The sequence below is a fragment of the Saccharopolyspora sp. NPDC045941 genome (assembly GCF_056431445.1).
This window is the reverse complement of record NZ_JBWKKU010000062.1, coordinates 1-19,507: the sequence shown is the minus strand read 5'-3', so window position 1 is coordinate 19,507 and position 19,507 is coordinate 1. Positions and strand designations below refer to the sequence as shown.

17 protein-coding genes are annotated in these 19,507 nt (G+C 70.1%); 9 read left to right on the top strand and 8 right to left on the bottom strand.

Annotated elements, in window-relative coordinates:
• Nucleotides 1-2: 2 nt before the first annotated feature.
• From AC07FN_RS35630 to AC07FN_RS35605, 6 genes are all read left to right on the top strand, one after another.
• On the top strand, nt 3-1,598 hold the full coding sequence (locus AC07FN_RS35630) for an MFS transporter (RefSeq protein WP_478399598.1): 1,596 nt from the start codon (nt 3-5) through the stop codon (nt 1,596-1,598).
• A 127-nt stretch (nt 1,599-1,725) separates the two neighbouring features.
• Nucleotides 1,726-2,127: a DoxX family protein gene (locus tag AC07FN_RS35625; RefSeq protein WP_478399597.1), complete on the top strand. Its 402-nt coding sequence runs from the start codon at nt 1,726-1,728 to the stop codon at nt 2,125-2,127.
• 156 nt (nt 2,128-2,283) lie between these two features.
• A complete protein-coding gene (locus AC07FN_RS35620; RefSeq protein ID WP_478399596.1) occupies nt 2,284-3,573 on the top strand; it encodes a NupC/NupG family nucleoside CNT transporter in 1,290 nt (429 codons plus the stop codon).
• A 168-nt stretch (nt 3,574-3,741) separates the two neighbouring features.
• A complete protein-coding gene (locus AC07FN_RS35615) occupies nt 3,742-4,428 on the top strand; it encodes a dienelactone hydrolase family protein (protein ID WP_478399595.1) in 687 nt (228 codons plus the stop codon).
• Between the two features lie 151 nt (nt 4,429-4,579).
• Entirely contained in the window at nt 4,580-4,828 is a 249-nt protein-coding gene (locus AC07FN_RS35610; protein WP_478399594.1) for a hypothetical protein, read from the top strand.
• Between the two features lie 319 nt (nt 4,829-5,147).
• Nucleotides 5,148-6,302, top strand: a complete 1,155-nt coding sequence (locus AC07FN_RS35605; RefSeq protein ID WP_478399593.1) for a CaiB/BaiF CoA transferase family protein — start codon at nt 5,148-5,150, stop codon at nt 6,300-6,302.
• 6 nt (nt 6,303-6,308) lie between these two features.
• On the opposite strand, the gene AC07FN_RS35600 is transcribed toward AC07FN_RS35605, so the two are convergent.
• Nucleotides 6,309-6,791, bottom strand: coding sequence for a MarR family winged helix-turn-helix transcriptional regulator (locus tag AC07FN_RS35600; RefSeq protein WP_478399592.1), 483 nt, complete (start codon nt 6,789-6,791; stop codon nt 6,309-6,311).
• A gap of 130 nt (nt 6,792-6,921) precedes the next feature.
• On the opposite strand from AC07FN_RS35600, the gene AC07FN_RS35595 reads away from it, so the two are divergent.
• Nucleotides 6,922-8,088, top strand: a complete 1,167-nt coding sequence (locus AC07FN_RS35595; protein WP_478399591.1) for a cytochrome P450 family protein — start codon at nt 6,922-6,924, stop codon at nt 8,086-8,088.
• Between the two features lie 55 nt (nt 8,089-8,143).
• On the opposite strand, the gene fabG is transcribed toward AC07FN_RS35595, so the two are convergent.
• From fabG to AC07FN_RS35565, 6 genes are all read right to left on the bottom strand, one after another.
• Complete coding sequence (gene fabG / locus AC07FN_RS35590) at nt 8,144-8,878, bottom strand: 3-oxoacyl-ACP reductase FabG (protein ID WP_478399590.1); 735 nt, start codon at nt 8,876-8,878, stop codon at nt 8,144-8,146.
• Between the two features lie 318 nt (nt 8,879-9,196).
• Nucleotides 9,197-10,345 (bottom strand): thiolase, encoded by a 1,149-nt coding sequence (locus AC07FN_RS35585; RefSeq protein WP_478399589.1) that lies wholly within the window; start codon nt 10,343-10,345, stop codon nt 9,197-9,199.
• Nucleotides 10,342-10,797: a Zn-ribbon domain-containing OB-fold protein gene (locus AC07FN_RS35580; RefSeq protein WP_478399588.1), complete on the bottom strand. Its 456-nt coding sequence runs from the start codon at nt 10,795-10,797 to the stop codon at nt 10,342-10,344. Before AC07FN_RS35580 ends, AC07FN_RS35585 begins: the two co-directional genes overlap by 4 nt.
• A 344-nt stretch (nt 10,798-11,141) precedes the next feature.
• Nucleotides 11,142-13,274, bottom strand: a complete 2,133-nt coding sequence (locus AC07FN_RS35575; protein WP_478399587.1) for an acetate--CoA ligase family protein — start codon at nt 13,272-13,274, stop codon at nt 11,142-11,144.
• 129 nt (nt 13,275-13,403) lie between these two features.
• Nucleotides 13,404-14,552 carry an acyl-CoA dehydrogenase family protein gene (locus AC07FN_RS35570; RefSeq protein WP_478399586.1) on the bottom strand — a complete coding sequence of 383 codons (1,149 nt, stop codon included), beginning with the start codon at nt 14,550-14,552 and terminating at the stop codon, nt 13,404-13,406.
• 66 nt (nt 14,553-14,618) lie between these two features.
• Nucleotides 14,619-15,932 (bottom strand): MFS transporter, encoded by a 1,314-nt coding sequence (locus tag AC07FN_RS35565; RefSeq protein WP_478399585.1) that lies wholly within the window; start codon nt 15,930-15,932, stop codon nt 14,619-14,621.
• Between the two features lie 250 nt (nt 15,933-16,182).
• Here AC07FN_RS35565 and AC07FN_RS35560 point away from each other — a divergent pair, with 250 nt between their 5' ends.
• Complete coding sequence (locus AC07FN_RS35560) at nt 16,183-17,070, top strand: LysR substrate-binding domain-containing protein (protein ID WP_478399584.1); 888 nt, start codon at nt 16,183-16,185, stop codon at nt 17,068-17,070.
• A 198-nt stretch (nt 17,071-17,268) separates the two neighbouring features.
• Nucleotides 17,269-18,591: an MFS transporter gene (locus AC07FN_RS35555; protein ID WP_358573351.1), complete on the top strand. Its 1,323-nt coding sequence runs from the start codon at nt 17,269-17,271 to the stop codon at nt 18,589-18,591.
• A 59-nt stretch (nt 18,592-18,650) separates the two neighbouring features.
• Here the strand turns inward: AC07FN_RS35555 and AC07FN_RS35550 are convergent, their stop codons facing one another.
• A complete protein-coding gene (locus AC07FN_RS35550; protein WP_478399583.1) occupies nt 18,651-19,295 on the bottom strand; it encodes a dihydrofolate reductase family protein in 645 nt (214 codons plus the stop codon).
• Nucleotides 19,296-19,507 lie beyond the last annotated feature (212 nt).

Here is a 19,507-nt window from a genome sequence, read left to right as displayed (position 1 = left end):
GCATGCAGGTGAGGAGGGGGACCGGCGGCGGGACGGTGCTGGGAACTCTGGCAGTGGGGCAGTTCCTGATGACGCTGGACACCTCGGTGATGAACGTGTCCATCGCGACGGTCGCCGAGGACGTTGGCACGACGGTGAGCGGCATCCAGGCCGCCATCACGCTCTACGCCCTGGTGATGGCGATGTTCATGATCACCGGCGGCAAGATCGGTACCCTGATCGGCCGACGCCGCGCGTTCACGGTCGGCTGCGTGATCTACGGCTGCGGCTCCCTGACCACTTCGCTCGCCCCCGGCCTGGGGGTGCTGATCCTCGGTTGGTCCCTGCTGGAAGGGCTGGGCGCCGCGCTCATCATGCCGGCGATCGTCGCGCTCGTGGCCGCGAACTTCCAGCAGGCCCAGCGGCCGCGGGCGTACGGGCTCGTGGCGTCCGCCGGCGCGATAGCCGTCGCCGTGGGGCCGCTCGTCGGTGGCCTCGTGACCACGTACTTCTCGTGGCGGTGGGTCTTCGCCGGTGAGGTCGTGATCGTGATCGTGATCGTCCTGCTCGCACGCCGCGTAGCGGACGCACCGCCGCACCGCCGCCCGGATTTCGATCTCGTCGGCACGGTGCTGTCCGCGGTGGGGCTCGGGCTGGTCGTCTACGCGGTGCTGCGTTCGAGCAGCTGGGGATGGGTGGCGCCCAAGCCGGACGCACCAGCTCTGCTGGGCGTCTCCGCCACCATCTGGCTGATCTTGGCCGGCGTGCTCGTGCTCCGGGTGTTCCTCGCGTGCGAGCGCAGGCGCGTGGCACACGGCCTGGAGCCGCTCATCGCCCCCGCCATGTTGCGCGATCGGCAGCTTCGCGGGGGATTGACGATCTTCTTCTTCCAGTTCCTCTTGCAGGCCGGATTGTTCTTCATCGTGCCGCTGTTCCTGTCCGTTTCCCTCGGACTCACCGCCCTGCAGACCGGCGTGCGCCTGCTGCCGCTGTCCATCACCCTGCTCCTCGCCGCGGTCGGCATCCCGAAGGTGTGGCCGGATGCATCACCGCGTCGCGTGGTGCAGTGGGGTCTGGTCGCCCTCTTCGGCGGGCTGGTGGCATTGCTGGCGGCGGTCGAGCTCGGTGCCGGCCCCGAAGTCACGACCGTGCCCATGCTCTTGGCCGGGCTCGGCATCGGCTCGCTGGCCTCGCAATTGGGCAGCGTGACCGTCTCCGCGGTCCCGGACGAACAGACCGGCGAGGTCGGTGGTCTCCAGAACACCGCCACGAACCTCGGCGTGTCGGTCGGCACCGCGCTGGCCGGTTCGGTGCTCATCGCTGCCCTGACCACATCGTTCCTGCAGGGCATCAGCCAGAACCCGAGCGTGCCGCCCCAGGTGACCTCCCAAGCCGAGGTCGAGCTCGTCAGCGGTGCTCCTTTCCTGTCCGATGCCGCACTGGAGCAGGCCCTCGCCGCGACCGGATTGCCGTCGGGTACCGCTTCCGCGATCGTGCAGGAGAACGCCGTCGCGCGGCTGCAGGCCCTGCGCGCAGCCGACGCGGTGCTCGCGCTCATCGCTGGGGTCTCGCTCTTCTTCACGCGGCTCATCCCGATCGAACAGCCGGCGCGCTCCTGAGCCGGGTCCGGCAGCGGGATCTGGATCAGGTCGTGGCCTGTCGCACGGCACCGATGAGTTCTCGTCGCGCTCCCGGTCTATGGGAGTAGTGAACACTTCCATCCGGTGCGGAGAGGGTGTGCCAGTCATGACGATCGGTTCGAATGCGGCGGTTTCCCAGCGGCGGGGCGCGAACGTGGCGCTCTGGGTGCTCCAGATCCTCCTGGCGGCGTTCTTCGTGTTCGCCTCGGCCCCGAAGCTCCTCGGCGACCCGACGGCGGTGCAGATGTTCGACCTGATCGGGCTCGGGCAGTGGTTCCGGTACCTGACCGGCGGTCTCGAACTGCTGGGCGCCATCGGCCTGCTCGTGCCCCGGCTGGCCGGGCCGGCGGCGCTCGGCCTCGCCGGCGTCATGGTCGGCGCGACGATCACCCAGGTGTTCGTGCTCGACGGGCCGGTCGTCGCGCTCATGCCGTTCGCCCTGGTGCTGCTGTTCCTGGTGATCGCCTGGGGACGCCGCCGGACGATCCCGCTGCTCGCCGACCGCTGACCGGCCTGCCGGGCGCGACGGACCGTGATCGACCGGTTGCGCGCCCGGCCCGGAGCGGCCGCCCGCCTCGTCGTTCGAATTCGCGGGAAGCGAGAATTCCCGCGTTCGAGTACTCCGCCGCGGATTCTCGCGGCGGCACCGGGAGGGGCGGTTCAGGTGCAGGTCTTGTGGGGAATCGGCGGCATGCTGGTGGTGCTGCTGCTCGCGTTTGCGTTGTCGACCGACCGGCGCGCGATCAATCCCCGCACCGTGATCGGTGCGCTGCTGATCCAGATCGCCTTCGCGGTGATCGTGCTGCGCTGGGACCTGGGCAAGCAGGTGCTCAGCGCCGCCGCCGACGCGGTCGGAAAGGTGATCGGAGCCTCGACCGAGGGCATCGAGTTCATGGTCGGGCCGATCCTGCCGTCGCAGGGCACCGTCGTCGCCTTCCAAGTGCTGCCGATCATCATCTTCATCTCGGCGCTGACCGCGGTGCTCTACCACCTGAACGTCCTGCAGTGGGTGGTGCGGATCATCGGCGGCGGCCTGCAGAAGGTGCTGGGCACGACCCGGCCGGAGTCGCTGAACTCGACGGCGAACATCTTCCTCGGCCTGACCGAGGCACCGCTGACCATCCGGCCGTACCTGAAGAGCATGAGCCGCTCGGAGTTCTTCGCGGTGATGGTCGGCGGGCTGGCGACCGTGGCGGGGACCGTGATGGTCGGCTACGCGCTGCTCGGCGCGAAGCTGGAGAACCTGATTGCGGCGAGCTTCATGGCGGCGCCCGCCGGTCTGCTGATGGCGAAGATCGTCATGCCCGCGGCGAAGGAGCAGCCCGCCCCGGCCGAGTCCGCCCCGGCCGAGGCCGGTTCCGCCGGTTCCGCCGAGGACGAAGGCCAGTCGGAGGCGGCCGTCGCGACGAAGACCGCCGTGGAGGCCGAGGCAGAGGAGAAGCCGCGCAACATCATCGATGCCGCCGCCGGCGGCGCCGCCGACGGCCTCAAGCTGGCGATGAACGTCGGCGCGATGCTCTTCGCGTTCGTCTCGCTGATCGCGCTGGTCAACCTGATCGTGGGCGGCGTCGGCGGGCTGTTCGGGCTGCCCGACCTCACGCTCCAGCAGATCCTCGGCCACGTGTTCTCGCCGTTGATGTGGGTGATCGGCGTGCCGTGGCACGAGGCGGTCGCCGCCGGCGGGTTCGTCGGCGAGAAGCTGGTGATCAACGAGTTCGTCGCGTTCGCCGACTTCGGCCCGCAGATCGGGCAGTTCAGCGAGAAGAGCGCCACCATCATCACGTTCGCGCTGACCGGGTTCGCCAACTTCGGTTCGCTGGCGATCCTGCTCGGCGGCCTGGGCAGCCTGGTTCCCAGCCGCCGCGGCTGGATCGCGAAGGACGGCGTCCGGGCGATCATGGCGGCGACGCTGGCGAACCTGCTCAGCGCCACCATCGCGGGCGTCCTCGTCTGACCCCGTCGCGGATCACCGGGCCGGGCCTTGGCAGGTGCCGCCGGTCCTCGGTACGTTGTCGATCTTCGCCGGGCGGTTCGCCCGGCAGCGCGGTGTGACCGTGTGCGATCAGCCCGGCCGAGCGCGACGATGGGCCGGTCGGGGTCGGCCGGACGAAGGAGTACCAGCGTGACGAATCCGCACCAGAACGTCAGTTTCGCCAGCAACGGGCGCACGGCGCACGGTTACCTGGCGACGCCGTCCGGTTCGGGCCGCGGCGTGGTGGTGATCCAGGAGTGGTGGGGGCTCACCGACCACGTCGCCGACATCGCGAACCGGCTGGCGGCGGAGGGATTCGTCGCGCTGGCGCCCGATCTCTACGGCGGGCACACCACGCACGACGCGCAGGAGGCGGCGCGGCTGATGCAGGAGCTGCCCGTCGACCAGGCGGCGCGGGACCTCTCCGGCGCGGTCGACTACCTGCTGGCGCACGACTCGGTGACGGGTTCGGCGGTCGGGGCGGTCGGGTTCTGCATGGGCGGCAAGTTCGCGATCGTGCTCGCCGCCCAGCAGGGCGACCGGGTCGGCGCGGTGGTGCCGTTCTACGGCCTGCCGTCGGTGGCGGACACGGACTTCGCGGGACTGACGGCGCCGATGCTGTGCCACTTCGGCGAATACGACCGATCCATCAGCATGGACGCGGTAGCGGAACTGCGCGACAAGATCCAGCAGCAGTCCGAAGTCCGCCCGCAGATCCACGTCTACCCGGCGGGACACGCGTTCTTCAACGACCAGAACCCGGCGACGTACCACGAAGATTCGGCCCGAACGGCCTGGCCGAGAACCCTCGACTTCCTCCGCCGCCACCTCACCTGACCTGGTGAAGCGAACGGCCTGTTCACCTCGTCTATCGAGGCGAACAGGCCGTTCACCTCAGGCGTTCCAGGTCCTCCGGCTCAGCGGTGTGGGCCAGCAGCGCTTGCCAGAGCGAGTCCGCGACCAGAGCCGCTCGGCGTACGGCCTGGCCATGCTGCTTGAGGTAGTCGTGGAGCTCGTAGCCGTCCGCTGCGCCGGTGCCCGCTTGGCGACGCCTGGGGATGAGTGCTGTGATGCCGTGCAGGCTTTCTTCGGCGGCGCACTGGATTCCGCGTTCGAACCAATCCGCGGGCGCATCGATGCGATCTTGCTCGTCGAGGTAGCCGGGAGCAGCGTCGGCGAGGAGCGGGCGGGACAGCGGTCTGCGGTGGCCGAGGTGGTGGGCATCGAGACTCGGTGACCGGTCTCGGCGGCCGGCCGGATCGCGCGGTGTGCGGCGCGTGGAAGTGCACTTCGCCGTTGACCGTTCCCGCTTGCAGGAGATGGGTGAATTCCCCGGCGGCCTCGTTGCGCGCGATCTCGTCCGGCATGTTCCCTTTGTCGCCACTCGGACGCGGGCATCCGGGATTGTCGCAGAAACCGGTACGTCGTCGCGTCGCCTCGGCGCATATGTACGGCCATTGCTCTCGCATGGTGTGATCGTGGGCATTGACAACTTTTGGTCGGGCGGGGCAATGTTGGCGGGCAATTGGCCGTACAAATACTCGCCTGGAGGGTCGATGCTTCCGCTGGAAGGCGTGACCGTGGTGTCGCTGGAGCAGGCCGTCGCCGCCCCGTTCGCGACCCGGCAACTGGCCGACCTGGGCGCCCGGGTGATCAAGGTCGAGCGCCCGACGGGCGACTTCGCCCGCGGCTACGACACCTCGGTGAAGGGCCTGGCCAGCCACTTCGTCTGGCTCAACCGGAACAAGGAGAGCATCGCGCTCGACCTGAAGGAACTGGCCGACCGGTTGATCATGGACAAGCTCCTGGCGACCGCGGACGTGTTCGTGCAGAACCTCGCACCGGGTGCGGCGGCGCGGCTCGGGCTCGGGGCGGCCGAGCTGACGGCGAAGCACCCGCGGCTGATCGTCTGTGACCTCTCCGGCTACGGCGGCTCCGGTCCCTACCGCGACAAGAAGGCCTACGACCTGCTGATCCAGTGCGAGACGGGGCTCGTCTCCATCACCGGCACCGAGGCCGAACCGGCCAAGACGGGGATCTCCACGGCGGACATCGCCGGCGGCATGTACGCCTACAGCGGCGTGCTCACGGCGTTGTACGAGCGCGAGCGCACCGGGAAGGGAACGGCGTTCGAGGTCTCGCTGTTCGACGCGCTGGGCGAGTGGATGGGTTTTCCGTACTACTACGCGGCATACGGCGGCACCGCGCCGAAGCGCGCCGGCGCGCGGCACGCGGCCATCGCGCCGTACGGCCCGTTCGCGGCCGGTGACGGGGCGCAGGTGTTCCTCGGCGTGCAGAACGAGCGGGAGTGGGTGAAGTTCTGCGAGCAGGTGCTCGACCGGCCGGAACTGGCCGCCGATCCCCGGTTCGACGCCAACCCCAAGCGCGTCGAGAACGTCGGCGAGCTGAAGGCGGTCATCGAGGCCGTGTTCGCGAAGCTGAGCAGCGCGGACATCGAAGCCCGCCTGGAGGAGGTCGGCATCGCCAACGCGCGGATGCGCACGATGGCGGAGTTCGCCGAGCACCCGCAGCTGGCCGCCCGCGACCGGTGGCGCGAGGTCGACTCGCCCGCCGGGCCGCTGCGCACCCTGCTGCCGCCGGTGACCGTCGCGGGCCGGGAGCCGCGCATGGATCCGATCCCGGAGGTCGGCCAGCACACCAGCGCGATCCTCGCCGAACTCGCCGACGTCGACGACGCGCCCCGCGACTGACCGCGACTACTCCGCCCCGTCCGGCAGTTCGCCCATCGTGGCGCATAGCTGGTCGAGGAAGCTCTCGAACTGTTCCAGCTGCTCCGGTGGGTACTGCGCGACCAGGGCGTTGAAGCGCTCGCTGAAAGGGCCGAAGAACTCGCGCGCGGGCTCCTCGATGCGCGCACTGCTGCGCAGGGTCACCTTGCGCCGGTCGGCGTGCTCGCGGGTGCGGACGATGTGCCCGAGCTTTTCCAGGCGGTTCAGCAGGTTCGTGGTCGCGCCGGTGGTCAGCGCGAGGCGTTCGCTGAGGCGGGTCGGCGACAGCGGGGTTCCCTTGTCCTCGGCGTAGAGGATCTCTACCAGGGCGGCGGCATCGGTCGAGTGCAGCCCGAGCCACGTCGCGAAGCGGCCGGTGAGGTCGGTGTAGTTCGCGCCGAAGCTGCGGAGGCCGTCCAGGAGGCGCGCGCTGCGCGCCGCGGTGTCGTCGGGTTGCCGTGCCTCGGTCATGGGTCGTTCGCTCTCCCGCGTCGCTGCCGTGGTTGGTGCGTTGACAATCCAACCCTATCAACTTTAGCTTCATTATGAAGTAATTTGTTGATGAAGCTAGTGGGAACCCCCAGACCTCGTGGAGAGCCCGATGACCAACGCGCCGCACCCCGATGGCGTAGACCCGTTCGCCCCGTTCGTCCGCGGCCTGGACGAGCCGGATCCCAGGCGTGCCGCGCTGCGCTCGGCCGGGCCGATCGTCCAGGTGGAAGCGCCCGCCGGAGGGCGAGCGTGGATAGTGACCGACGACGCGCTGGCCCGCGCAGTTCTGGTCGACCCGCGAATAGTCAAGGACCCCGCATTCGCGCCCCTGGACTGGGATCCGCAGCGCGCCGGGCTCGAACGGACCGCCGCCGAGCAGCCGTCCCTCACCACCCTCGACGGGCCGGAGCACGCGGAGCTGCGGCGCGCGCACGCACCGATCTTCGCGGCGAAGCGGATCCACCAGCACTCCGACCGGATCCATGCGATCGCCCGGGAACTGCTCGCCGAGCTCGCCGCCGGCGGCGCGGACGTCGACCTGGTGGCGGACTTCACCACCCGCTACCCGCTCACCGTCCTGCTGGACCTGCTCGGCGTTCCGCTCGACCACCTCGACCGCGCAACCGACGCCTGCCGGCTGATGTTCAGCGCCGAGCCGGGCGCGCAGGGGAGGGCGATCGCCGAGCTCTCGGGGCTCGCGGAGGACGGAATCCGCGACGACAGCACGGGATTCGCCGCCGAGCTGCGCGACCGGGTCGCCCCGGAGACCACCCGGGACCAGCTGCGGTACCACCTGTTCGGACTGATCTTCGCCGGACAGCTCACCACCGACGCGGCCCTCGGTTTCCTGATCGCGCGCCTGCTCGCGGACGGCGCGCACGGGATCCCGGCGGACGAGGACGCCGTCGACGAACTGGTCCGCGACACGCTGCGGATGCACCCGCCCGCGCCGTTCACGCTCTGGCGGTTCACCAATGAGGAGGTCGAGCTGGCCGGTGCGCGGCTGCCCGCCCGGGCACCCGTGCTCGTGGACGTCCTGGGGATCAACACCGACCCGGCCCGCCCAGCCGGCCCCGACCTGTCCTTCGGCGCCGGGCCGCACTTCTGCATCGGCGCGCAGCTCGCCCAGCTCGAACTGCGCGCCGTGGCTTCGGTGCTGCGGACCGACTTCCCCGACGCCCGCCTCGCGGTCCCGTTCGGCGAGCTCCGGCAGACCGGCCTCGGTGGTCTCCAGAGCAGCAGGCTGACCGGGCTCCCGGTCGCGCTGCGCGGCTGAGCAGCGACAGGGCGCCGCCTCGCGCAGGAGGCGGCGCCCTCGTCGTTGTGCGGCGTCAGATGTGGCGGCCGCCGGTGATCTCCAGGACGCAGCCGGTCATGTACGACGACATGCCGGAGGCCAGGAACAGCACCACGTCGGCGACCTCTTCCGGCTCGCCCGCGCGCTGCATCGGGATCTCCTTGAGCTTGGCGTTCCACACGTCCTCGCGCAGCGCCGCCGTCATGTCGGTGCGGATCAGGCCCGGCTGGACCGCGTTGACCCGCACGCCCAGGTGCGCGACCTCCTTGGCGGCGGCCTTGGTCAGTCCGACGATGCCCGCCTTGGCGGCGCTGTAGTTGGTCTGGCCGATCATGCCGACCTTGCCGGAGATCGAGGAGATGTTCACGATCGAACCGCTGCCCTGCTCGCGCATGACCGCGGCCGCGGCGCGGGTGCCCAGCCAGGCGCCCTTGACGTGCACGTCGAGGACCGCCTCGAAGTCGTCGAGGGTCATCTTGCGCATGGTGGCGTCGCGGGTGATGCCGGCGTTGTTCACCATGACGTCCAGCGAGCCGAACTCGCCGGTGGCCGCCTCGATCGCCGCCTGCACGGCGTCGGGGTCGGTGACGTCGCAGGCCACGCCGAGCGCGGTGCCCTTGCCGCCGAGCTTGTCCGCGGATTCCTGGGCGTGGTCGGCGTTGATGTCGGCGAGCACGACCTTCGCGCCCTGGGCGACGAAGTTCTCCGCGATGGCGAACCCGATGCCCTTGGCGCCGCCGGTGATGACGGCCACCTTGCCCTGCAACATCTGCAATCCTCCTAAGAATTGTCCTGAACTTGGTTTGCGTGGCGGTGCGGGTGGCGGAACCTCAGGGGCCTTCTCGCTGTGGGATCCCCGACATCATGAATGCCAATTCACCACGTCGGGGCTGTCCTCGCGAGAAGACCCCTGAGAACCCGCGGCGGTGCCGGTTGCGAGGGTTGGCTAAGCGGCTTCGCCGCTTCAAAGATGACTGCCGGTGCGGCACGTCCGGGCGTCCCCCCGATGCGCCCGGACGTGCCGTGCACCCGCACAGTTTCAATTGAAACTGCGGGAAGTTCCGGACCGTCTACTGTGGTTGGTTGGTCAGAGGGTGCGTTCGGTGCCGAAGATCGCGGTGACCTGGCTGGAGAGCACGCCGCCGTTGCCGTGGGCCAGCGCGACGTCGGCGCCTTCGATCTGCCGGGCTCCGCATCCGCCGCGCAGCTGCCGCACCGCCTCGATGATGGTGAAGATCCCGTACATGCCGGGGTGGCAGTACGACAGCCCGCCGCCGTTGGTGTTCACCGGCAGCTTCCCGCCCGGCGCGATCCGGCCCTCGGCGACGAACGCGCCGCCTTCGCCCTTCTCGCAGAACCCGAGGTCTTCCAGGAACAGGACCGGGTTGATGGTGAACGCGTCGTAGAGCTCGACCACGTCGACGTCCTGCGGGGACAGCCCGGCCATCGCGAAGGCGCGGCTGCCCGATTCGGCGGCCGCGGTGACCGTCAGGTCGGGCATCGCCGAGATGCTGCGGTGCGAGGTCGCCTCGCCCGCGCCGAGCAGGAACACCGGCTTGCCGGGCAGCTGCCGGGCGCGTTCGGCGCTGGTGAGCACCACCGCGCCGCCGCCGTCGGTGACCAGGCAGCAGTCCAGCTTGGTCAGCGGATCGCTGATCATCCGCGCGGCCAGCACGTCCTCGCGGGTCAGCGGGTCGCGGGCGAACGCCACCGGGTTCAGCTGCGCCCACTGCCGCGCCGCGACCGCCACGTCCGCCAGCTGCTCGCGGGTGGTGCCGTACTGGTGCATGTGCCGCGCCGTCGCCATCGCGTACATGCTGATCGGGTGCCGCGCGCGGTAGGGCGCCTCGAACGGGTTCGCCTTCGACGGCGACACCAGCCGGCCGCCGTCGGAACGCTGGGTGCTGCCGTAGACGATCAGCGCCGTCGAGATCACCCCGGCGTTGATCGCCGCGGCCGCGTGCAGCAGGTGCGAGACGAACGAGCTGCCGCCGATCGTCGACCCGTCGACGTACTTCGGCCGGATGCCGAGGTATTCGGCGGTGTCCATGCCCGACATCGGGTAGTAGGACGACGCGGTGAACAGGCCGTCCACTTCGGACTTCTGGATGCCCGCGTCGGCCAGCGCCCGCACCGTCGCCTGCCCGACCAGGTCCAGCGGGGTCAGGCCCGGCGCGACCTGGCCGAGGTCCGACTCGGCAACGCCGACGACCGCAGTGGTGCCGCGCAACGTCATGACTGCTCCTTGTCCTGCGGGACACCCGCACCCCGTCGGCCGTCACGCGCGGCGGCGGGTTGTTGGACGTGTCGTCCTCCGGCCCGGAACACCGCGACCGGCGCCCCGTCCTGCTCGACCGTGGTGAATCCGACGCGGGTGCCGATGACGACCTGATCGGCGTCGACGTCGTCGACGCGCGACATCATCCGGAAGCCCTCGTCGAGGTCGATCAGCGAGACGTTGTGCATCCCCTCGCGCCCGCGCACCGCGGTCGTCGAGTAGACGGTCCCGAGGCCGCTGCTGCGCTCCCAGTCCAACTCGTCGCTGCCGCACGCCGGGCACAGCACGCGCGGCTGGAACACCGCCGCCGCGCACTTGCCGCAGCGCTGGAACCGCAGCTCACCGGCCGTCAGGCCGTCGCGGAACACCGCCTCGGGCGCCGCCCCGGCAGGGGGCGTCACTTCACTCATCTCCGTACCTTCCTTGGTTCTCGGCGCCGTGCCGGCCCGCAATTTCCATTGAAATCAGAGGTTCGATTTCCATTGAACGTTTTTCATCCTGGTCGGCCCGCAGCTGCGGGTCGCAAAGCTGTGCGTCGATGGGCTGTCGCATGCGCCGCAGGCGCATAACCCACCTACGACACTGGCACCGCCGCGGGTTCTCAGAGGTTTCCTGGCGAGGACGGCCCCTCTGCCGTGTATTGGGCATACATCAGGAGGGGCACCCACAGTCCAGGGAGCCTCTGAGGTTCCGCTACCTGCACCGCCACGCAAATTGAGGTTGGAAAAGCCTCATTGAAATTGCGGCACCGCACTCACTTCTCGGCCTTCGTCAGCACCGCCAGGCAGTCCACCGCGACGACGCCCTCGCCCACCTGGTCCAGCAGCAGCGGGTTCACGTCGAGCTCTGCGATGTCGTCCGCCAGGTCGTGTGCCAGCCAGGACAGCCGGGCAACCACGTCCGCCGCGGCGTCGAGGTCCCGCGCGGGTTTGCCGCGGACCTCGCCGAAGAGGCGGCTGCCGCGCAGGGAGGTCAGCAGGCGCTTCGCCGCGTCGGCGTCCAGGGGCGCCACGCCGACCTGGCTGTCGGCGAGGACCTCCACCAGCACGCCGCCGAACCCGACGACCACCACCGGCCCGAAGGCCGGGTCGCGCTTGATGCCCACGATGAGCTCGGTGTCGCCGCCGGCCATCCGCTGCACCAGCAGCCGCGCCGCCGGATCGCCGGCCTCCCGCGCGATGTCCAGCAGTTCCGCGGCGGCGGTGCGGATCGTCGCGTCACCGGTCAGGCCAAGCCGAACCCCGCCGATGTCGGACTTGTGCCCGATGCGGTCGGACAGCAGCTTGACCGCCACCGGACCGGCCAGGTCCCGCGCGGCGGCCACCGCCGCATCCGGGTCGTCGGCCGGGAACGCCCCCGAGCACGGCACGCCGTAGGCGGCGATCAACCGGCTCGACTCGTACTCGTTGAGCTGGACGCGGCCCTGCTCCCGGGCGTCCTGGAGGATCCCGCGGACCACCTGGTCGTCGATGTCGACCGGGCGCTCGGCCGCCGGCAGCGGCGGGCGCAGGCTGAAGTCGGCCAGCTTCCCCAGCGCCGCCGCCGCCCGGCCGGGATCGGTGAAGCACGGGATGCCCAGGTCCTGCAGCCGCCGGCGCGGCCGCCCGCTGCCGCCGGTCCACACCACCACCAGCGGCCGGTCGGTGGAGCGGTAGGCCTGCTCGATCGCGTCGATCAGCGGGCCGGACGCGTTGTCGGAGTTGCCCAGCAGCACCGCGATCATGTCGGTGCCGGGGTGCTCGACGGTGATCTCCAGGGCGCGGCGCAGCATGCCCGGGTCGCTGATCAGCGTGGCGGTCAGGTCGACCGGGTTGCGCGGCGAACCGAACGGCGGGATGACCTCGGCCATCCGCCGCTGCCACGCCTCGTCCCACGGCTGCACCTGGAGGCCGTTGCTGCTGGCCTGGTCTGCCATCAGCACTCCGGCACCGCCGGAGAGCGACAGCGTGCTCAGCCGCCTGCCGCGGGCGCGCCTGCCGTCGGCGAACACCAGGCCGGCGTCCAGCAGCTGCTCCATCCCGTCCAGCCGGACGATGCCGTGCTGGCGGGTCGCGCCGTCGAACACGGCGTCCTCGCCGGCCAGCGACGCGGTGTGCGACTGCGCGGCGCGCGCACCGGCCTCCGAGCGGCCGACCTTCACCGCCAGGATCGGCTTGTCCAGCTCGTGCGCGCGGCGGGCCACCTGCAGCAGTTCGCGGCCGTGGTGCACGCCTTCGAGGTAGGCCATCAGCACCTTGGTCTCGTCGGTCTCCACCAGCCCGCCGAGCACCTCCGCCACCGACAGGTCGGCCTCGTTGCCGGTGTTGAGGAAGTGCGAGATGCCCAGCCCGGCGGCCTGCGCCGCGCTGAAGATGAAGGTGCCGAACGCGCCGCTCTGGCTGACGAAGGACACCGGGCCCTCGCGCAGCTCGCCGCCGTCGTCCATCGCCGAGGTGAACGTGGGCAGCGCGCGGTCCCGCAGGCTGAACATGCCCAGGCAGTTCGGGCCCAGCACGCGGATGCCGGTCTCGGCGATGACGTCCTGCAACTGCTGCTGCAGCGCCTCGCCGCGCCCGCCGACCTCCGCGAAGCCGGAGGCGCCGACGATCGCCGCCGGGATGCCGCGCTTGGCGCAATCCCGCACCCCGTCGACGACCTTGTCGGCGGGCAGCATCACCATCGCCAGGTCGATGTCGCCGTCGATGTCGTCGAGGCTGCGGAAGGCGGGCAGGCCCTGCACCTCGGAGCGCCGCGCGTTGATCGGCAGCAACCGACCGGTGTAGCCGAACCGCTTCATCAGCTCGATGGGCCGGCCGGACAACTTGATCGGGTTGTCCGAGGCGCCCAGGATGGCGATCGATCGGGGATGCAGCAGTCGCTGGATGGCCGTGTTGTCGACGGCGCCCACAGAGTCCTCCTAGCAAAGGGAAGCGAATATCGTTCGCGTTCGGCCGGATCCGTGCCCGGGTGACCGGTGGTGCCGCAATTTCAATGGAAATCGGACCTTCGATTTCCATTGAAATTGCGGGGAACCGGGTCAGGAGATCTGGCGGAGCAGTTGCTTGGCGATGATCAGCTTCTGGATCTCGCTGGTGCCCTCGTAGATCCGGAACACCCGCGAGTCTCGGTAGAAGCGCTCCACCGGGACGCCGCGCATGTAGCCGGAGCCGCCGTGCACCTGCACCGCGCGGTCGGCGACGCGGGAGACCATCTCGCTGCAGAACAACTTCGCGCACGACGGCGCCAGCCGGGTGTCCGCGCCCGAGTCGTACTCCCGGGCGGCCTCCAGGACCATCGACCGGCCCGCGTACAGCTCGGCCTGCGACTCGGCCAGCAGCGCCTGCACCAGCTGGAACCGGCTGATCGGCTTGCCGCCCTGCTCGGCTTCGGCGGCGTAGCGCACCGACTCCTCGACGATCCGGCCCGCCAGCCCCACGCAGATCGCTGCGATGTGCAGGCGGCCCCGGGTCAGCGACGACATCGCCGCGGCGAATCCGGTGCCCTCCTGGCCGCCGACGATCGCCTCGGCCGGCACGCGCACGTCGTCGAAGAACACCTCGGCGGTGTGCGCCCCGGCCTGGCCCATCTTCGCGTTCGGCGGCCCGATCCGGACCCCGTCCAAGCCGGTCTCGACGAGGAACACCGAAATGCCCTTGTGCGCCTCGGCTTCCTGGTCGGTGCGGGCGAACACGACGAGCAGGTCGGCCTGCGGCGCGTTGGTGATGAACCGCTTCGCGCCCGAGATCACGTACTGTCCCCCACCATCGCGCACCGCCTTGGTGCGCACCGAGCTCGGGTCCGAGCCGGCGCCGTCCTCGGTCAGCGCGAACGATGCGATCGCCTCTCCGGCGGCCAGCCGCGGCAGCCACGCCTGCTTCTGCTTCTCCGTGCCGTACTTGACGATCACCTGCCCGGCGATGCCGTTGTTGGTGCCGAACATGGAGCGGAACGCCGGAACCGTGTAGCCCAGCTCCATCGCCAGCCGGACGTCCTCGCTCATCGACAGGCCCAGCCCGCCGTACTCCTCGGGCAGCGCGAAGCCGAAGAGCCCCATCTCGGCGGCGGTCTCGCGCACCCGCTGCGGGATCGCGTTCGTCTCGTCGATCTCGTCCTCGGCGGGCACCACCTCGTTGCGGACGAAGTCGCGCACCGTGCGCAGCACGTCGTCGAACACGTTCGGGTCCATCGTTCTCCTCACTCCTTCGCCAGGTCTTGCCTTGCGAGCGGCGGTAGCCGCTTTCGAGCCATTCGTTCACCCGGCCACGGCGGGCTCGGCGGCTTCTTGGTCCGCGCGCTGCGCGGACCGGGTCAACAGGATTCGGACGCCGATCAGCGACATCAGCACGGTCACCAGCGCCCAGCCGATCACCGGCAGGATCGAGCCGGAGGCGGTCAGCAGCAGCTGGCCGATCATCGGTGTGGTGCCGCCCAGTAGCGTCCCGGCCAGGCCGTAGGACAGCGAGATGGCGGTGTAGCGCACGCGGGCCGGGAACGCGTCGGCCAGCACGCCGGCGAGGATCGAGTAGAACATCACGTGCGGGACGGTCGCCAGCACCATGCCGACCACCGACCACGCGAAGCTGCCGGTGCTGATCAGCAGGAACATCAGCGGCATCACCGGCAGCTCGGCGACGAGCAGGATGGTGACGATCTTGCGGACGCCGTACTTGCTGGCCAGCACCGCACCGAAGGGCTGCACGAAGAACTGGGTGATGCTGGCGATGAGCACCACGGTCATGAACGTCTCGCGCTGGAAGCCGAGCTCGTTGGTCGCCCACGACACCGCGAAGGTGTTCTTGAAGTACGAGGCGGAGAAGACGATCGCGCAGGCGAAGACGCCGAGGACCACCAGCCCGGTGTGGTGCCGGAAGGTGTCCAGCAGCGGGAACTTCGCGGTCTGCCCGGTCTCCTTGAGCTTGGTGAGCTGCGGCGACTCCTCGATGCTCAGCCGGATCAGCAGCCCCAGCACCACCAGCACCGCCGAGGCCAGGAACGGGATCCGCCAGCCCCAGTTGTAGAACGACTCGTCGGGCAGCTGCGAGACGAGGGTGAAGGCCAGCGAGGAGAGGATCTGCCCGGACGGCGAGCCCTGCTGCGCCCACGAGCCGGAGATGATGCTGCGGCCCTTGGGTGCGTGCTCGGTCGCGATCAGCACCGCGCCGCCCCATTCGCCGCCGACCGCCAGGCCCTGCACGACGCGCAGCAGGACCAGCAGGATCGGCGCCGCGATGCCGATGGTGGCGTAGGTGGGCAGCAGGCCGATCCCGACGGTGGTGACACCCATCAGCAGCAGCGTGATGATCAGGGCCTTCTTGCGGCCGACCCGGTCACCGAGGTGGCCGAAGACGATGCCGCCCAGCGGCCGGGCCAGGAACCCGACCCAGAACGTCGCGAACGAGACCAGGACGCCTATCGCGGGCGTCACGACGGGGAAGAACAGCTTGCCGAACACCAGCGCGGACGCGGTGCCGTAGATGTAGAAGTCGTACCACTCGATGCTGGTGCCGACGAACGAGGCGATCCCGGCCTTGCGCCCCATTCTTTCCTGCTCTGAAAGCCGTCTCATCGCACTTGGCTCCGTCTCGACCGCGGGCACCCGCCGCGCTGCTCGGCGAGTCGAAACCCGTTGGGACACCGCAGGATTCGCCGATGCGGCGGACGGGGCCCGGCGCCCGCCGCATCGCGAACGCGGTTCCTCGACGCTAGGTCAGCGGGTGTGTTCCGTCTAACACCAAATTCGGGTAGGTTTGATTCGGTCGCGCGACATAATCGGCGCTGACCTGGGCAAAGGTGCTCGCGGTCGGGAGGTTGGAGCGGTGGAGCTACGCCACCTGCAGGCGTTCGTCGCCGTGGCGGAGGAGCTGAACTTCCGGCGGGCCGCGGTGCGGCTGCACATGTCCCAGCCCCCGCTATCGCAGCAGATCAAGCGCCTGGAGCACGAGGTCGGGGTGGCGCTGCTGCGCCGCACCACGCGGCAGGTGGCGCTGACCGCGGCGGGGGAGGCCTTCCTGCGCGAGGCGCGCAAGACGCTGCAGTCCGCCGAGGCGGCGCCCCGGCTGGCGCGGCAGGCGGCCGCGGGGGAGATCGGCGTGGTGCGGCTGGGCTTCAGCGGCCAGACGTCGTACCGGGTGATGCTGCTGATCGTGCGGAAGTTCCGCGAGCGCTACCCGAACGTGCGCTTCGACATCCTCAGCCCGCTCTACGGCGGCGAGCTGGTGGACCAGATCAACCAGCACGAGGTCGACGCCGGGCTGCTACGGCTGCCGGTGCCGACCGAGGGTCTCTGCGTGCGAGAGCTGGAGCAGCACCCGTTGGCGGTGGCGCTGCCGGACGGGCACCGGCTGGCCGGCGAGTGGCGGGTGGGGCTGGACGACCTGCAGGGCGAGTCGTTCATCAGCTACCCGACCAACCGCGGTTCGGTGGTCAACCAGCTGGTGCAGGCGGCGTGCCTGCAGCGCGGCTACAACCCGAACTTCGTGCAGGAGGCGCCGGACACCCACACGATCCTGTCGTTGGTGGGCGCCGGTTCGGGCATCAGCCTGGTCCCGATGACCGCCGGGCACCTGAAGGTTCCCGGTGTGGTGCTGGTGCCGGTGCACGACGCCCCGTCGGTCCCGCTGGCGCTGGTGTGGCGCGAGGACGACCAGAACCCCGCGCTGGCGGGCCTGGTCGGGCTGCTCGACGAGGTCGTCGCCGAGCTCTGATCTTTCGATCCACTGTGGACGTTCGCGTGAATGTGCGTTGACCGCGCGGAAAACGGACACGCGCGCGAAGTGTGGTGCAGTGCACGTGCGTTTCGCGTAACTCCGCGTCGGGTCGCGACGACAAACCCGGTGAACGATCGATCATCGATGATCTTGATTTCGACTTTCGCTGCACAGAACTGAACAAGGAGGTCTTTCGTGGCTGCCGACCGACCGGAGAGTCGGGCATGGTGGATCTGGAGCGCGGCGGTGATCGCCTATCTCGCCGCGGTATTTCACAGGGGCAGCTTGGGGGTCGCCGGAACGCAGGCGCTCGACCGGTTCGACGTCGGTCCGGCCGCGCTGAGCGCGTTCACGGTCCTGCAGGTCGGCATCTACGCCGGCATGCAGATTCCCACCGGATTGCTGGTGGACCGCTTCGGTTCCCGGAAGGTGATCACCGTAGCGGTGTTGTTGTTGGGCACGGGGCAGATGCTCTTCGCCCTCGCCGATTCCTACTCGATGGGCCTGCTCGCCCGCGCGGTGCTGGGCCTCGGCGACGCGCTGATGTGGGTCAGCATCCTGCGGCTGGTGGCGGCGCACTTCTCCGCCCGCCGCTACGCACTGGTGGCAACGGTGTCCAGCGCGCTGGGGGCGCTGGGTGGCGTTGCGGCCACGTTCCCGCTCGCGCTGGCGTTGCAGAACATGGGCTGGACGGCGACGTTCCTGCTGGTGGGTGCGCTGACGCTGGCTTACGCGGCGGTGACGTCGACGGTCGTGCGGGACGCTTCGCTCGGCGGCGCGCAGGCGCGCAGCGGCGGTGCGGTGTTCCAGCAGGTGCGCGAGGCCTGGTCGGTGCCGGGCACGCGGCTGGCGTTCTGGGCGCACTTCTGCACGATGTTCGTCTCGGGCGCGCTGACCCTGCTGTGGGGCTTCCCGTACCTGGTCAACGGGCTGGGCGTGCCGGCGGCGACGGCGAGCGTGATGCTCAGCCTGCTGATCATCGGGCAGGTCGTCGGCGGGCCCGTGGTGGGCGCGCTGATCGGCAGCCGCCCGGAGTGCCGGATGTGGATCGTGCTGGGCTACCTGGTGCTCAACGCCCTGTCCTGGGTGGTTCTGCTGGGCTGGCCGGAAGGACGCCCGCCGCTGGTGGTGATCGCGACGGCGTTCCTGGTCTTCGCCCTGGGCGGCCCGGTTTCGGCGGTGGCGTTCGCCCTGGTGCGGGACTACAACCCGGTGTCCCGGGTCGGCACCGCGACCGGCGTGGCGAACGCGGGCGGGCACTCCGCGACGGCGCTCGGCGTGCTGTTCGTGGGCCTGGTGCTGGACCTGGCGCAGGACATGCCGGGCGGCTCGGAGTACCGGGTGGCGATGCTGGCGTTGGTGGCGATGCTGCTGTTCGGCGCGTTCCGGACGGTGGTCTGGTGGCGGCGGGCACGGGCTGAGGTGTTCGCGGCGGAGGCCCGCGGCGAAGGCGTGCCGGTGGTGCTGACCCGCCACCGCTGGGACCTCGCCAAGCCCCGCCAGGCCGTCACGGCCTGATCCGCCGCGGAGAGGAGCCGGGCCCGGTGGTGATCTTTCACCACCGGGCCCGGCTCGCGTCACTTCCGCCAGAACAGGTGGTGGGTCACGCCGCTCGGGCTGGGCACGACGTCCAGGTGGAACCGGTCGCGCAGCTCGTCCGGCGATTCCCAGAGCTTCGACCCGGATCCCAGTTCCACCTGCGAGACCGCCACGTGCATGGTGTCGACGAGGTCGGCGTCGAGGAACTGCCGGATGGTGGTGGCTCCGCCGCCGAGCCGGACGTCCTTGCCCCGCGCCGCTTCCCGCGCCTGTTCGAGGACCGTCGCCGGATCGCCGTCCACGAAGTGGAACGTGGTGTCGGACAGCGTGAACGACGGGCGCACGTGGTGGGTCAGCACGAAAACCGGGGTGTGGAACGGGGGTTCGCCGCCCCACCAGCCCAGCCAGTCGTGGTTCTCCCAGGGGCCGCGCTGCGGGCCGAACTTGCCGCGGCCCATGATCTCGGCGCCGATGTTGCGGGCGAAGTCCCGCGTGAAGTAGTCGTCGAGCCCGCGGCTGCCGCCGGGATCGGTCCGGGTGGGCCAGCTCGCCGTGGCGCCGCCCCAGCCGAACATGGCGCCGGGGTCGGCGTGGCCGAACGGCTTCTCGAGACTCTGGCCCTCACCGGCACCGAATCCGTCGAGCGAAACGTTGAAATTCTGCACTCTCAGCAGTTGGGTCACGCGGGTTCCTCCTGAACTCTTGTTGTTTGGGGAGACCACGCGCGCCGGAGGAACTCATCGGCGGAAGCAGCCGATCGTTCGGTGACGCCGACCACACCCGGAGGGGCACCCGCCGCCTGAACTGGTCCCCGGAAGTTGGACTGAGAAATTCAGTTCTGGCTTCCGGGGAGCAGGTGTATGGCTGGGCCGAGTTCGTTGACCGCGGAGCAGCG